This window comes from Marinobacter sp. L-80, from assembly GCF_056859395.1.
Genome location: NZ_JBSXOI010000067.1, coordinates 289,155 through 303,440, shown reverse-complemented (window position 1 = coordinate 303,440; position 14,286 = coordinate 289,155). Strand labels below are relative to the sequence as shown.

At 57.9% G+C, this 14,286-nt stretch carries 13 protein-coding genes and 2 riboswitches; of the genes, 7 read left to right on the top strand and 6 right to left on the bottom strand.

Annotation, left to right across the window (positions count from 1 at the left end; genetic code table 11):
* Nucleotides 1-444 precede the first annotated feature (444 nt).
* The gene (locus tag AC13E3_RS12340) at nucleotides 445-1,044 is read right to left on the bottom strand and encodes a trimeric intracellular cation channel family protein (protein ID WP_227497903.1); all 600 of its coding nucleotides are present in this window, start codon (nucleotides 1,042-1,044) and stop codon (nucleotides 445-447) included.
* Nucleotides 1,045-1,084: 40 nt separating this feature from the next.
* Nucleotides 1,085-1,183, bottom strand: a riboswitch (glycine riboswitch).
* Nucleotides 1,184-1,269: riboswitch (glycine riboswitch) on the bottom strand.
* 195 nt (nucleotides 1,270-1,464) lie between these two features.
* Between AC13E3_RS12340 and AC13E3_RS12335 the strand changes: the two genes are divergently transcribed.
* The gene (locus tag AC13E3_RS12335) at nucleotides 1,465-2,022 is read left to right on the top strand and encodes an NADPH-dependent FMN reductase (RefSeq protein ID WP_008177349.1); all 558 of its coding nucleotides are present in this window, start codon (nucleotides 1,465-1,467) and stop codon (nucleotides 2,020-2,022) included.
* A gap of 70 nt (nucleotides 2,023-2,092) precedes the next feature.
* Here AC13E3_RS12335 and codA read toward each other — a convergent pair whose 3' ends face one another.
* From codA to AC13E3_RS12310, 5 genes are all read right to left on the bottom strand, one after another.
* The gene (gene codA / locus AC13E3_RS12330; protein ID WP_405418109.1) at nucleotides 2,093-3,322 is read right to left on the bottom strand and encodes a cytosine deaminase; all 1,230 of its coding nucleotides are present in this window, start codon (nucleotides 3,320-3,322) and stop codon (nucleotides 2,093-2,095) included.
* A 33-nt stretch (nucleotides 3,323-3,355) separates the two neighbouring features.
* A complete protein-coding gene (locus AC13E3_RS12325; RefSeq protein ID WP_273045156.1) occupies nucleotides 3,356-4,060 on the bottom strand; it encodes a PucR family transcriptional regulator in 705 nt (234 codons plus the stop codon).
* Nucleotides 4,061-5,344: a cytosine permease gene (codB, locus tag AC13E3_RS12320; RefSeq protein ID WP_273045158.1), complete on the bottom strand. Its 1,284-nt coding sequence runs from the start codon at nucleotides 5,342-5,344 to the stop codon at nucleotides 4,061-4,063.
* 250 nt (nucleotides 5,345-5,594) lie between these two features.
* Nucleotides 5,595-6,776, bottom strand: coding sequence for an acyl-CoA dehydrogenase (locus AC13E3_RS12315; protein WP_273045160.1), 1,182 nt, complete (start codon nucleotides 6,774-6,776; stop codon nucleotides 5,595-5,597).
* A gap of 90 nt (nucleotides 6,777-6,866) precedes the next feature.
* A complete protein-coding gene (locus tag AC13E3_RS12310) occupies nucleotides 6,867-7,643 on the bottom strand; it encodes an enoyl-CoA hydratase (protein WP_273045162.1) in 777 nt (258 codons plus the stop codon).
* Nucleotides 7,644-7,858: 215 nt separating this feature from the next.
* On the opposite strand from AC13E3_RS12310, the gene AC13E3_RS12305 reads away from it, so the two are divergent.
* From AC13E3_RS12305 to AC13E3_RS12280, 6 genes are all read left to right on the top strand, one after another.
* Nucleotides 7,859-9,523 carry an AMP-binding protein gene (locus AC13E3_RS12305; RefSeq protein ID WP_405418104.1) on the top strand — a complete coding sequence of 555 codons (1,665 nt, stop codon included), beginning with the start codon at nucleotides 7,859-7,861 and terminating at the stop codon, nucleotides 9,521-9,523.
* 35 nt (nucleotides 9,524-9,558) lie between these two features.
* A complete protein-coding gene (locus tag AC13E3_RS12300; protein ID WP_273018002.1) occupies nucleotides 9,559-10,326 on the top strand; it encodes an SDR family NAD(P)-dependent oxidoreductase in 768 nt (255 codons plus the stop codon).
* Between the two features lie 32 nt (nucleotides 10,327-10,358).
* The gene (locus AC13E3_RS12295) at nucleotides 10,359-11,141 is read left to right on the top strand and encodes an enoyl-CoA hydratase-related protein (RefSeq protein ID WP_053115252.1); all 783 of its coding nucleotides are present in this window, start codon (nucleotides 10,359-10,361) and stop codon (nucleotides 11,139-11,141) included.
* A gap of 56 nt (nucleotides 11,142-11,197) precedes the next feature.
* The gene (gene aliB / locus AC13E3_RS12290) at nucleotides 11,198-12,337 is read left to right on the top strand and encodes a cyclohexanecarboxyl-CoA dehydrogenase (RefSeq protein WP_482902067.1); all 1,140 of its coding nucleotides are present in this window, start codon (nucleotides 11,198-11,200) and stop codon (nucleotides 12,335-12,337) included.
* A gap of 70 nt (nucleotides 12,338-12,407) precedes the next feature.
* On the top strand, nucleotides 12,408-13,619 hold the full coding sequence (locus tag AC13E3_RS12285; protein ID WP_008177323.1) for an ABC transporter substrate-binding protein: 1,212 nt from the start codon (nucleotides 12,408-12,410) through the stop codon (nucleotides 13,617-13,619).
* 178 nt (nucleotides 13,620-13,797) lie between these two features.
* Nucleotides 13,798-14,268 (top strand): MarR family winged helix-turn-helix transcriptional regulator, encoded by a 471-nt coding sequence (locus tag AC13E3_RS12280; RefSeq protein WP_008177322.1) that lies wholly within the window; start codon nucleotides 13,798-13,800, stop codon nucleotides 14,266-14,268.
* Nucleotides 14,269-14,286: the final 18 nt, after the last annotated feature.

Here is a 14,286-nt window from a genome sequence, read left to right as displayed (position 1 = left end):
GCCACTCGTTCAGGCTCGGGGGAAGAAGCAGTTCCTGGCCAGGCGAATACGGGCGGAAAGTGGTTCCCATCAGATTCTCCGGTGCTGAAGAATTTTTACGCATTATGCCAGAAGGTGTCTCCTGCCGCGCAGACTCCTAGGCCCGCAAGGCAAGGTTCAGTTAGGGGATGTGTTCAGAGGGTTTCGCCGAATTCGACGAGGGATTCGACGAATTCAGCGAAAGGAATGGCAAATACGGCGAGGCCCGGCAGCCAGAAATGCCGCCGCTGATAAAACGGAATGGATGAAGTAAAAACCGGTTTTCATTTTGAAACTCAGCGACTCTGAAAAAGGAAAAATCTTGGCAAGCTACGTTAGCTCAGTTCACGAGGAAATGAAACGATGAAAAGGTCTGAGGCTAGACCATGCCCACAACTCCAAGGCTTCCTCTGAACTTCATCGCGCTCATTCCCAGCGTGTCTGCGAATAGCTGAATACTGGCAACGACAACCCCCAGCGAATGGCCGCCATACGCAGAAGCAGCCCGAGACTGAAAGCGGCCAAAAGAGTGACATTCTCGCCCACCCCTTGGCGAAGCAAGGTCAGGTACAGGAAAGCCACCATCAGTGAAACGCTGGCGTAGAGTTCGTGGCGCAGCACCTGCGGGGTGCGGTTACATAAGATATCCCGGATGATACCGCCAAAGATCCCTGTTGTGATGCCGGCCATGACCACCACCACGGTGTCATAGCCCAGCTTGAGCGCGACATTGCAGCCAATAACCGTAAAAGCCACCAGACCTATGGCATCCAGAACCAGAAACAACTGATGCAGATGCCGCATGAAGCGCGCAATCACGATGGTGACCAGGCCACCGGTAATAGTCATGTAGATATAGCGAGGGTGCTGGGTCCAGGTGACTGGGAAATTACCCAGAAGAATGTCCCGGACAGTTCCGCCACCAAGGGCGGTAAAAAACGCAATTACAGCGACACCAAACAGATCCATGTTCCTCCGCCCGGCGGTGAGGGCTCCCGACATGGCTTCGGCGGTAATGGCAATCATATAGATAGAGGTCAGCACACAGGACTCCTGAGTTTCTGTGGCCTCTCCCCCTGTCCCTGATACCTGAGAGTTTACAGAGCCTGGCTCTGCTTGCCCCTTCGGTGGACTGCGGTGGCAGTCGCTCTCCAGACGGCGTTAGATGATGCTCGCAGTACCTGTGCCTGAGCGTTTATGGGAGTTTGCGCCTTCGGCGGGGCCAACGGCCCACTCTCCTGCGAGACCGGGCATTATAGAGAGATAGGAAGCTAACGTCGAGCGAGGCGGCGGGCTGATAGGCTCAGAATTTTTGACTAATTCTTACTGGTTACTCCGTTATCTTTTTGAAGAGGCGCCCTTTATGCTGCTTTTCCAAGCAGACATTCCTACACGGATTCACTAAGCAGCCTTCGACGGCTTGTGGCCGCTATCTAAGGACACCCCATGAAACTACAAACCATCATCTGCAGCACGCGCCCCGGCCGAATCGGCCCTTCCATTGCCCACTGGTTCAATTCTCTGGTCAATGACCAGGGAACGTTTTCCAGCGAACTGGTCGATCTAGCTGAGTTCAAGCTTCCGGTTTACGACGAGGCCAACCATCCTCGCATGCAGAAATATGAGCATGAGCACACCAAAGCCTGGTCAGCGAGCGTAAATAAGGCAGATGCCTACGTCTTCGTCATTCCCGAGTACAATTTTTGCCCGCCGCCATCGTTCACGAACGCGTTGAACTACGTATACAACGAGTGGAACTATAAGCCTTGCGGGTTTGTCAGCTACGGCGGTGTTTCCGGTGGACTCCGTTCAGCCCAGGTTGCCAAGCAGCTGGTTACTACGCTGAAAATGATGCCGATGGTGGAAGGAGTAATGGTGCAGATGCCGTGGGAGAAACTGGATGACCAGCGCAACTTCCTCCCTGCCGAGCATCACACCGGCTCTGCCAATGCCATGCTGGACGAAATGGCGAAATGGGCAACGGCCCTGAAGTCGCTACGCTGAACACCAGAGTAGTTGAGCAGATTCCCCGGTTAGCAAACCGGGGAATCTGTAGCTTCTACTTCAACGGGCATCAACCCTGCCGGTTTATCAGAACACGGCCATCACGAATAGACGCGGCAACCGGCAACTGGCCCAACAGCACCTCGTAGGGCGACTGCCCCTGCAGAACAACACAGCGAGCCGGAAGTCCCTCCTCGATGCCGTATTCGTCCAGATCCAATGCTGCAGCACCGTTGTCGGTGATCAGCTCCAGCGACCGATCAATCCAACCCATGCCCAGCATGTGGCAGGCGTGCAGGCCTACGTCCAGGGTACGGAGCATGTTGCCGTTGCCCAGTGGATACCAGGGATCGCGGATGGAATCCTGGCCGAAGGCCACCTTCAGTCCCGCATCCAGCAGTTCCGGAACCCGGGTCAGGCCACGACGTTTCGGATAACCATCGAAGCGGCCCTGCAGGTGCAGGCTTTCGGTGGGCATCGACAGGAAGCGCAGGCCGGATTTCTTCAACAGGCGGAACAGCCGGCTGCAGTAATGGTCGTTGTACGAGCCCATGGCACAGGTATGGCTGGCGGTGACCCGTGAGCCATAATCCAGCTTGAGCGCCTCGGCAGCGAGCACTTCCAGGAATCGGGATTCGGGATCGTCGATCTCGTCGCAATGCACGTCTACGAGAAGGTCGTTTTTGTGGGCCAACGCCACCAGCCATTGAACCGATTCAACGCCGTAATCTCGAGTGAATTCGAAATGGGGAATGCCACCGACCACATCGGCCCCCAGACGAACCGCCTCTTCCATCAGCTCCTTGCCCTGGGGAAATGACCAGAGACCTTCCTGGGGAAAAGCGACAATCTGCAGGTCTACTGTGTCAGCCATACGCTCACGCACTTCCAGCATGGCCTTCAGCCCTGTCAGCTTGGGGTCCGTCACGTCCACGTGGGTGCGGACGTGCTGAATGCCGTTATCGGCAAACAGCTTCAACGTCTGTTCGGCCCGACCGATCACGTCGTCGTGAGTCAGGCTGGCTTTGCGCTCAGACCAACACTCGATACCTTCAAACAAGGTACCACTCTGGTTCCAGCGTGGCTCGCCGGCGGTCATGGCCGCATCCAGGTGGATGTGCGGCTCCACGAAAGGAGGAGCGACCAGATTTCCGCCGGCGTCCAGCTGGTTCTCGGCAACGCTTTCAGTCGCATCCTGCGCCGTGACACTGCTGAATTTTCCATCGGTGATGGTCAGCCGGAATAACCCCTCACGGCCCTGAAGCCGGGCATTGATAATAGCGTTCAGATTTTCACTCATAACATCTCCACACAGATTTTCCGCTGGTTTGAATCATGGCCTCGACAACAGATGGGCCAGCACCAGGGTTTTGAAATATTCATTCGGTTCAGCCGCCGGAGGCATCTCCGCGACCAACCGATTCATCCGGTTCCGGATGGTATTTCTATGGCAGCCAAGGGCTTCGGCCATGGCGCACTGGTTTCCACGTTCCTGGAGCCATGACTCCAGAAGATCACGACTACTGTCCAGCAACCCGGCTTCCACCCCAGGCAGGTACTGCCGGATAAGTCCTTCGAGCTGATGACTGCCGATACCGGCTATCAACGCCTCCGCCAGCCCGCCTTCCCGGGGCTCTTGCGACCGCTCCGATGCGACAATCGCCCGGGCAATGGTTTCGGTCACATCCACCATTGGCAGCGAGTAAGGCTGCTCAAACAACGGCATGGCCAGCTCATCCGCCAGACGACTTAACATGGCCGGTAGCTGCCCGATGTAGGCATCGCCGGTCAGCACAACCAGCCCCGATATGCCGCAGTCCCGGCCTTCATAGAGGCACTCGGCCAGGTTGGCCGGGCTACGATGGCGGCTGATACCGGTGACAAATACCAGCTCGCCACCCCTGACCCAGTTGCTGAAAGACCGGTTCTCCGCCAGATAAGGCCAGCGTACCGTGTTGTCTGCGCCGGAACTCCCACCCCGCAGATGGATGGCCCCGAGGCCAGGGAGTTCCGGAATGTCCCGGCACGTCAGGGCCATTTACACCGCTCCCAGAACCTGGGCCCGGCGATCACGCACAGCCTCACTGACCACAAGCACTACACCATAACTGGCCGCGGCAACCAGTACGCCAACAATCGGCGCGATCCATGGCGAGGTATAGGCCGCTGCCGAGCCTATGGCATAGGCCGCCAGCCCGGGAACGTTGAACGCGGGCAGAGTCGCCGTTTCGAGTGACGGATACTCGCGTTTGTAGCCGATGAAATAACTGGCCATGATGACGCCGCCAATGGGCGGGATGAAGGTTCCAAGCAACACAAGGAACGGGATAAGCCATTCATACATACCCAGAACAGCCAGCACTGTACCGATAGCGGCACCGCCCACTGTGACCAGCTTGCGCCGGCGGGTCCGAATCATATTGCAGCCGGCCACGGCAAAGTTGTATACGGTATTATCCTGCGTTGTCCAAAGATTCAGGAAGAGCATCAGAATACCCAGGGTCGCCAGCCCCTGCGCCACCATGATGTCGACGATATCCGCCTGCTGGTAAACCAGAGCACCAAAGGCGCCAATCAGCGTCATCAATCCATTACCGAGGAAGAACGCCAGTAGGGTCGCAATGACCGCCGTTTTTCCGGATTTGGCAAAACGGGTCCAGTTGGTAGCCTGGGTGCCTCCACTTACGAAAGTGCCGAACACCATGGTAATGGCCGCAGCTACGGTCATTTCGTCTGAGGGGGTAATGGCGAGTAATCCCGAAAATCCACCGGCGTCCGAGGTGGCGATTGTCATACTCACCGCTACCAAAATAATCATCGCCGGCACCGCAAAGCGGGACAGCATTTCCAGCCCCTTGTAGCCAATGAACGCGGTGATACAGAAGCCGAAACCGAACACCACCATCAGCGGCGTGGTCCAGCTCTCGGGCAAGCCCGTCAGCTTGACCAGGAGAACGGCCATGGTCGCCGTGCCCCAGGCGTACCAGCCGATCTGGGTAAAGCCCAGGATGAAGTCGGAGAGTTTGCTACCCAGCTCACCGAAGGTAAAACGGGACATCAGGGCCGTATTCAGCCCCGATTTTGCAGCGATGTAGCCAAGAATGGCGGCGTAGGTACCCAGAAGAAGGTTACCGGCTGCCAGCACCAGCAGCATCGTTGAAAAATCGAATGCAACACCGATACTGCCGCCCGCCCACATGGTGGCGGTGAAAAAGGTGAAGCCAAGCAGAACCAGGCCCATGGACCAGATACTGCGACGCTGATCCATGGGCACCGGGCTGAGCGGGTAGTCCTGTTCCTGAGGAGTCACTTGTGAGGTCATTGCCTTGTCTCTCTTTGATGAAAACACGAGAGAAAGATGGCAACGTCTGTGCCATGTGGTCCTCACGGCCATGATTTGAGAGAGTGGATGACACCTGACCTGTGCACTTTGCACAATCACGCCAGGTCAGGATGTAGTCGCATCCCGGGTTCGCCCTGACCTGGTGCAAAAAAGCAGGCCAACGCTCATTTCAGTGCAGGACTGCCCAAAGACCAGACCCTGCAATACCGGCAATCCTGGATGGGAATGATCAAAAGAACGCCTGAATCCCGGTCTGGGCTCGCCCCAGAATCAGGGCGTGAACATCGTGGGTGCCTTCATAGGTGTTCACCACTTCCAGATTCACCAGGTGTCGCGCCACCCCGAATTCATCACTTATACCGTTACCCCCGAGCATATCCCTGGCTAGGCGGGCAACATCCAGAGCCTTGCCGCAGGAATTGCGCTTCATGATGGAAGTGATCTCGACGGCAGCCGTGCCCTCATCCTTCATCCGACCAAGACGCAGGCAGCCTTGCAGGGCCATGGTGATATCGGTCTGCATATCTGCCAGCTTTTTCTGGATCAGCTGGTTGGCCGCCAGCGGCCGACCGAACTGCTTACGGTCCAGCACATACTGGCGGGCGGTGTGCCAGCAATCCTCGGCGGCACCCAGAGCACCCCAGGAAATACCGTAGCGGGCGGAGTTCAGGCAGGTGAACGGCCCCTTCAGCCCTCGCACGTCCGGGAAGGCGTTTTCTTCCGGCACAAAGACGCCGTCCATCACGATCTCGCCAGTGATCGAGGCCCGCAGCCCTACCTTGCCGTGAATGGCCGGGGCACTCAGGCCCTCCCAGCCCTTCTCCAGAACAAAGCCGCGAATTGCGCCGTCATCGTCCTTGGCCCAGACCACGAACACGTCAGCGATCGGGCTGTTAGTGATCCACATCTTGCTGCCGGTCAGGCGGTAACCGCCGTCCACCTTGCGGGCGCGGGTCGCCATGTTGCCGGGATCAGAGCCATGGTCTGGTTCGGTCAACCCGAAACACCCAATCCATTCTCCGGAAGCGAGTTTGGGCAGATACTTCTGGCGGGTTTCCTCATTGCCGAATTCGTAGATGGGCACCATCACCAGGGATGACTGCACACTCATCATGGACCGGTAACCGGAGTCCACCCGCTCCACCTCGCGAGCGATCAGGCCATAACACACGTAGTTCAGGCCGCTACCACCGTATTGTTCGGGAACTGTACATCCCAGAAGGCCTGTCTCGCCCATTTCCCGGAATATCTCCGGGTCGGTCTGTTCGTTGCGGAAGGCTTCCAGCACTCGGGGCCTGAGCTTGCTTTCGGCAAACTGGCGAGCACTCTCGCGCACCATGCGTTCGTCTTCGGTCAGTTGCTGGTCCAGCAACAGCGGGTCTTCCCAGTTAAAACTTGCCTGGTTGGCCATGATGTTTTGTCTCCGTGTTGTGTTTCGTATTTGGAAAGCGCTCGGGCCCCATTCGATCCAACTTGTCTAAGATCCTGGCATCTGCGCAGATTAACGGTGCTTCCACTCGGGCTGACGTTTCTCGAGAAAGGCGGTCATACCCTCGCTTCGATCCTCGCTGGAAAAACTGGACCACAGCAGCCGGCGTTCGTATTCAACGCCCGCTCTCAAAGGTGTCTCGAACGCCTGATTCACCGCATCCTTGTTGATCATGGTGGCCATCTGCGAATAGCCGGCGATTTCCCCTGCTACCGCCATGGCCGTATCAAGCAGATCGTCAGTTGGCACGACCCGGCTGACCAGACCACTGCGCTCAGCTTCCTGCGCATCCATCATTCGACCGGTCAGGCACAGGTCCATAGTCTTGGCCTTGCCAATGGCCCGGGCCAGCCGCTGGGTACCACCGGCTCCGGGCAGGGTGCCAATCTTCACTTCCGGCTGGCCGAAGCGGGCGTTATCGGCGGCAATCAGCAGGTCACACATCATCGCCAGTTCACAGCCACCGCCGAGTGCCAGGCCGGCCACCGCGGCAATCACCGGCTTTCGGCATCGGGTCACGGTTTCCCAATTGGCGGAGATGAAGCGCTGACGGTAGGCCCGGGAAAAGTCCAGGGCATGGACTTCGGCAATATCCGCGCCGGCGGCAAAGGCTTTTTCGTTGCCGGTAATGACAACGGCGCGGATGGCCTCATCCGCTTCCAGGACTTCCAGAGCGGAAGTCAGTTCGTTCATCAGCGCGTTGTTCAACGCGTTGTAGACCTTTGGTCGGTTGAGTCTGACCAGGGCCACAGCCTCATGCTTTTCAAGCAATATGTTGCTGTACTCCATAACCATCTCCACTAACAGATTTTTTCTTATTACTTCTCTATAAAAGCTATGGAAGCTTATTTGTCCGATTTTCAGAGGCTACACCCGAATATTTTTTAAGGCAACATGTTGACATAATATTTTGAGAAGGCGTATGTTGAAACTGACAAGGCAAAGACCTGCTTCTGCGGTCAGCCCATCCAACAAAAACAAACCGGACACAACAGGTGAATCAGATGGACACAGGCATCACTCTCAATCCGGAACGCCGCGCCGCCATGGTCGAGAGCGGCGCATGGAACGACAAGCGCATTACCGACTACCTGGACCAGGCCGTGGCCAGCACCCCGGACCGGGAAGCCATCGTCGGCTACCAGGTCACCAGCGATACCCGCACCGCCCTCACTTATCGGCAACTCAATAACAAAGTCACCCGCATGGCGGCCGGCCTGGCCGGCATGGGCATCGGTAAAGGCGACGTGGTGGCCTGCCAGCTACCGAACTGGTGGCAGACCACCGCCCTGCATCTGGCCTGCATGCGTATCGGCGCGATTCTGAATCCGCTCATGCCTATTTTCCGGGAGCGGGAACTGCGCTTCATGCTCAAGCATGGCGAGGCCAAACTGCTGGTAATACCAAAGGTCTTTCGTGGCTTTGACTACGAGGCCATGATTGACGGTATTCGGGGGGAGCTGCCGGATCTCGAAACCCTGCTGGTCATCGGGGGAGAGGGCGAGCGTAGCTTTGAACAACGTCTCACGGAAACCCCCTGGGAAGAAAAGCAAGACACCAACGCCCTGTTTGCCGAGCGCCAACTCACCGCCGACGACGCCATCCAGATCCTCTACACTTCCGGTACCACCGGCGAACCCAAGGGGGTCATGCACACCTCCAACACCCTGTTTTCCAATGTGCGTCCTTACGCCGACCGCCTGCACCTGAGCTCGGACGACAAGGTGTTGATGGCCTCTCCGGTGGCCCACCAGACCGGCTTCATGTACGGCATCATGATGCCCATTTACCTGGGCACCACCGCCATCCTCCAGGACATCTGGGACGCGGACTATGTCTGCAAGGTGATTGCTGCCGAGAGACCGGCCTTCACCATGGCCGCCACTCCGTTCCTGGCGGATCTGGTGAAAACCGCACCCAAGCACGAGGGTGAACTGGATTCCCTGCGGATCTTCGTCTCAGCCGGCGCCCCCATCCCAAGTGCCGTGGTGGAACAGGCCGGCAAGGTTCTGAAGGCAAAGATTGTCTCGGCGTGGGGCATGACCGAGAACGGCGCGGTCACCATGACCTGCCCGGAAGATCCCGCCGAACGTGCCAGCCAGTCCGACGGCAAGGCCCTGCCCTTCATGGAAGTGAAAGTCACCGACTTCCAGGGCAACGAACTGCCTGCCGGTGAGGAAGGCAACCTGCTGGTTCGGGGCTCCAGCCTGTTTGTTGGCTACCTCAAGCGGCCCGAACTCTATGGCGTGGATGAAGCCGGTTGGTTCAACACCGGCGACCTTGCACGCATAGACAAGGACGGTTACATCCGCATCACCGGCCGCACCAAGGATGTGGTCATCCGGGGCGGTGAGAACATTCCGGTCGTGGAGGTGGAGAACCTGCTCTACAAGTTCCCTGGCATTGTCGATGTCGCCCTGGTGGGTTGCCCGGACGAACGGCTGGGTGAGCGCCTGTGCGCCTATGTCACCCTCGACGAGAACGCCACCGATCTGACCCTGGACCAGGTCAAGGCCTATCTGACCGAGCAGCAACTGTCCAAAAACTACCTGCCCGAATACCTGGAAGTGATCGAGGCCATGCCTCGCACCGCATCCGGCAAGATCCAGAAATTCAAACTGCGCGAGCAGGCTAAAGATGTACGCCTGGAGACGGCCAAGCGCGGTTAATCCCATTGATCTAACAGCTACAGGAGCAAGTCATCATGAGAGGCCTTAACGGAAAAACAGTCATCGTGACCGGCGGCGGGGGCGGCATTGGCCGCGCCGTGTGTCGGCGCTTTGCAGAAGAAGGCAGCGCGGTGGCCGTGCTGGACCGTGATGAAAGTGCGGCCCAGGCCACGGCAGACCTAATCACCGAAGCCGGGGGCAAGGCCCGCGCCTACGCCGCCGACATTACCGATTACGCCGCGATTACTGACACCGTGGCGACCATCGAGAGCGATCTGGGCGTGCCCACGGTGCTGGTAAATAACGCCGGTTTCGACCGCTTCATGCCGTTCCTGAAAACCGAGCCGAAACTGTGGGACCAGCTGATTGCAGTGAACCTGACCGGCGCCCTGAACATGCACCACGTGGTACTGCCGAAGATGATTGCTGCCGGTGGCGGCAAGGTCATCAACGTCGCTTCCGATGCGGCCCGCGTCGGTTCGTCCGGCGAATCCGTCTATGCCGCCTGCAAGGCCGGCCTGGTGGGCTTCAGCAAGACCGTGGCCCGGGAACTGGCCACCAAGAACGTGTGCCTGAATGTGGTCTGCCCCGGTCCCACAGACACTGCCTTACTCAAGGGCGTCGCGGAATCCGCACCCAACCCGGAGAAATTGCTGGAAGCCTTCCGCAACGCGGTGCCCATGAAGCGCCTGGCCCAGCCCGAAGACTACCCCGGCGTCATCGCCCTGCTCGCCAGTGACGATGCCAATTTCATTACCGGCCAGGTGATCAGTGTGTCCGGCGGCCTGACCATGGCCGGGTAAGCGACCAGCTAAACGATTTAGGAGAATCCATCATGAATTACGAAGACATCCTGTACGACGAAACCAACGGTGTCGCCACCATCACCATCAATCGCCCGGACCGTTACAACGCCTTCCGCGGCCAGACCTGCATGGAGCTGCTGGACGCCTTCAACCGCGCCGGCTGGAACAAGGACATCGGCGTCATCGTATTCACCGGCGCTGGTGAAAAAGCCTTCTGCACCGGCGGCGACCAGGGCGCCCACGAAGGCCAGTACGACGGCCGCGGTCTGATTGGCCTGCCCGTGGAAGAGCTGCAACGCACCATCCGGGAAGTACCCAAGCCGGTGATCGCCCGGGTCAACGGTTTCGCCATCGGCGGCGGCCACGTGCTGCACGTGATTTGTGATCTGAGCATTGCCTCGGAAACCGCCGTCTTTGGCCAGGTCGGCCCGAAAGTCGGCTCGGTGGATCCCGGCTTCGGCACCGCTTACCTGGCGCGGGTTGTCGGTGAAAAGCGCGCCCGGGAAATCTGGTACCTGTGCCGCAAGTACAGTGCGCAGCAGGCACTGGATTGGGGCCTGGTCAACGCCGTGGTGCCACCGGAGCAGCTGGATGAGGAAGTGCAGAAGTGGTGTGAGGAAATCCTTGAGAAGAGCCCCACCGCTCTCACCATCGCCAAGCGCTCGTTCAATGCCGACAGCGACAACATTGCCGGCATCGGTGCCCTTGGGATGCAGGCATTGAGCCTGTATTACGACACCGACGAGTCCAAAGAAGGCGTGAACGCCTTCAAGGAAAAGCGCAAGCCGGACTTCCGGAAATTCTACAAGTAAGCGGACCGACCCGGTGGCCACCCGTCACCGGGTCACAGACGCTCCCGGAGAACACCATGAATTTCGCATTTAATGAAGAACAGAACGCGATCCGCGACGTTGTGGCCCGCTTCAGCGCCGAGGTGCTGGCTCCGGGCTACCGCAAACGGGATCAGGAAGGCGTCATCGAAAAGGATGTCATCCGCCAGCTCGGCGAGATGGGACTGCTTGGTGGCGAACTGCCCGAAAAGTTCGGCGGCAGCGGCATGGACTGTGTTACCAGTGGCCTGATCATCGAGGAAATCTCCAAAGGGGATTTCAACGTCGGCTACATCCCCCTGCTGACTTCCCTGAACGGCCAGATCATTGCCAGCCACGCGGCCCCAGACCTGGCGAAGGAGTGGCTGCACGGCATGACCACCGGCCAGAAAGTTGCCTGCATCGCCCTCACCGAGCCCCACGGCGGTTCCGACGCGGCCAACCTGCGCCTGAAGGCGGAGAAGAAGGGCGCCGTGTACGTGCTTAACGGCGAGAAGACCTCCATCTCCATGGCCGACCAGGCCGACGTGGCGGTGGTCTTCGCCCGCACCGGCACCGTGGAGCAGCGGGCCTCCGGCATCAGCGCCTTCCTGGTGCCCATGAACAGTCCGGGCATCACCACCACCCGGTTTGAAGACAACGGCCAGCGCGCCATTGGCCGTGGCTCCATCTTCTTCGACAACGTGGAAGTACCTGCCCACAACATGATGGGCGACGAAGGCAAGGGCTTCAAACAGGTGATGCAGGGCTTCGACTACAGCCGCGCGCTGATCGGCCTGCAGTGCCTGGCGGTGGCCCAGCAATCCCTGGAGGAAACCTGGCAGTGGCTGACCGAGCGCAAAGCCTTCGGCCAGAACCTGTCAGCCTTCCAGGGCCTGACCCATCCGCTGGCCGAATACCAGACCTATGTTCATGCGGCCCGCATGCAGTGCTACCACGCACTATGGCTCAAGGACAACAACCTGCCCCATAACGCCGAAGCCGCCATGAATAAATGGTGGGGGCCGAAATTGGCCTTTGATGTGGTTAAACAGTGCCTGCTGGCCCACGGTCACACCGGTTGGGGTGAGGACCTGCCGTTTGCCCAGCGCCTGAGAGATGTTCTTGGTCTTCAGATTGGCGATGGCACAGCCCAGATCATGAAAAACATCATCGCGAAGGAATACCTACCGAAGTAATCAAACTGATCAACCTGACAAAAGCAACAAGAACCCAAACCAAAACAAGTTTCGTAGCGGAGATGGAACAATGAAAAATACAAAAAAGATTCTGCCCTCAGTCGTTGCCTCAATTCTTATGGCAGGCAGTGCCCAGGCTGCCATATCTGGAGATACGGTTAAGCTTGGGTATCTCGCTGACATGTCCGGCACGTACCGTGACCTTGCCGGCCCGAATGGTTTGACGGCGATGGAAATGGCGGTTGCTGATTTTGGTGGCAAGGTCAACAATGCCGCGATTGAGGTAGTCAGTGCTGACGACCGCAACAGCCCGGACGTTGCCTCCAGCACCGTGCGACGCTGGGTAGAGAATGACGGAGTCGACATGGTTGGCGGGTTGGTGGCCTCTTCTGTGACAATCGCCACCACGAAGATCCTTGAGGAGAACAACAAACTGGGACTGATCTCCGGCTCCGCAGCCTCAAGCATCACCAACGAACACTGCACCCCAAATCATATTCAGTACGTCTATGACACCTACGCACTGTCCATTGGCACTCCAACCGCAATCGTTCAGGAAGGCGGCAAATCCTGGTACATATTGACCGCAGACTATGCCTTCGGTCATGCCATGGAGGCGGACGTCACACGGGTTGTAGAAGCCAATGGTGGTAAGATTCTGGGAAGCATCCGCCATCCATTCCCGACTCCTGACTTCTCTTCATTTATTTTGCAGGCCCAGGCTTCTGGCGCCGATGTCATCGCTCTGGCAAACGCCGGTGCAGATACCACCAATGCGATCACCACTGCGGCAGAATTCGGTATTACCCAGTCAGGCCAGACCATTGCCGGGCTTGTCGTATTTATCAGTGACATACACGCTCTCGGTCCCCAGGCGGCTCAGGGGCTGCAGCTTACTACCGGTTGGTACTGGGACATGAACGACGAGACTCGTGAATGGTCTGATCGTTTCATGGAAGAGACCGGCACCCGTCCAACCATGGTGCATGCGGGCATCTACTCCAGCACGATGCAATACCTGAAGGCGGTGGAAGCTACTGGCTCGGATGACTCCCAAACTGTCCGCCAGCATCTGATAGAGACTCCGATCAACGACATGTTTGCCAAAAACGGTCGTATCCGTGAGGACGGCCGCATGGTTCATGACATGTTTCTGGCTCAGGTGAAAACTCCGGAAGAATCTACCGGCGAGTGGGATCTGTACAAGATCGTTCGAACTATTCCCGGCGACGAAGCGTTCCGACCGCTTTCCGAGAGCAAGTGCAAGCTGATCACCAACTGAGTGAAGACTGCGACTACGGAGTTTCCTGCGAGATCTCAGGAAACTCCGGATTCACAGTGCCCTGCTCCTCCGGCGTGACCCAAGAAAATGCGGAAGATCACCCCGGATCTATGTGAAGATATCGTTGATGAATAGACTCAAACGTCTTGCGAACCATTCTTTACCAACGGGATACGAAATGATCGTCAACGAATCCGGAGGCATCCCCAACCGCCTGTTTTTCCGTCTGTTCCAGACAGGAAACATCCTGCAACGCCAGGTTCAGAATGAAATGGGCATCAGCGCCGTGCAGTGGGCAGTACTGGGTGCATTATCTCGAGAAGGATTCGAAGATGGCACCTCATTCAACCAACTGAAAGAGTACCTCTACGTCAGTCGCCAAAACCTCGATGGCGTGCTCAAACGAATGGAACGAGACGGGCATGTTGTTCGGATACCGGATCCCCAGGATCGCCGAGCTCGACTCGTGGTTCTTACCGAATCTGGCCGCACTTTCTGGAATCGACTTCAGGACACTATTGCCGAATTTTACAGACAGGCCATGCAGGGGATGAGTTTTGATGACGGCGTCAGCCTGCTTCACCTTCTGAAAAAGCTTCAGCATGAACTCATCGACATATCCCTGGAATCGAACATCCCAGGGGAATGATCGTGACTAGCTAACGCC

Bases quoted from the DNA above. Each gene is read 5' to 3' on its own strand.
- AC13E3_RS12340 (WP_227497903.1), bottom strand. From the start codon at position 1,044: ATGATTGCCATTACCGCCGAAGCCATGTCGGGAGCCCTCACCGCCGGG.
- AC13E3_RS12335 (WP_008177349.1), top strand. From the start codon at position 1,465: ATGAAACTACAAACCATCATCTGCAGCACGCGCCCCGGCCGAATCGGC.
- codA (WP_405418109.1), bottom strand. From the start codon at position 3,322: ATGAGTGAAAATCTGAACGCTATTATCAATGCCCGGCTTCAGGGCCGT.
- AC13E3_RS12325 (WP_273045156.1), bottom strand. From the start codon at position 4,060: ATGGCCCTGACGTGCCGGGACATTCCGGAACTCCCTGGCCTCGGGGCC.
- codB (WP_273045158.1), bottom strand. From the start codon at position 5,344: ATGACCTCACAAGTGACTCCTCAGGAACAGGACTACCCGCTCAGCCCG.
- AC13E3_RS12315 (WP_273045160.1), bottom strand. From the start codon at position 6,776: ATGGCCAACCAGGCAAGTTTTAACTGGGAAGACCCGCTGTTGCTGGAC.
- AC13E3_RS12310 (WP_273045162.1), bottom strand. From the start codon at position 7,643: ATGGAGTACAGCAACATATTGCTTGAAAAGCATGAGGCTGTGGCCCTG.
- AC13E3_RS12305 (WP_405418104.1), top strand. From the start codon at position 7,859: ATGGACACAGGCATCACTCTCAATCCGGAACGCCGCGCCGCCATGGTC.
- AC13E3_RS12300 (WP_273018002.1), top strand. From the start codon at position 9,559: ATGAGAGGCCTTAACGGAAAAACAGTCATCGTGACCGGCGGCGGGGGC.
- AC13E3_RS12295 (WP_053115252.1), top strand. From the start codon at position 10,359: ATGAATTACGAAGACATCCTGTACGACGAAACCAACGGTGTCGCCACC.
- aliB (WP_482902067.1), top strand. From the start codon at position 11,198: ATGAATTTCGCATTTAATGAAGAACAGAACGCGATCCGCGACGTTGTG.
- AC13E3_RS12285 (WP_008177323.1), top strand. From the start codon at position 12,408: ATGAAAAATACAAAAAAGATTCTGCCCTCAGTCGTTGCCTCAATTCTT.
- AC13E3_RS12280 (WP_008177322.1), top strand. From the start codon at position 13,798: ATGATCGTCAACGAATCCGGAGGCATCCCCAACCGCCTGTTTTTCCGT.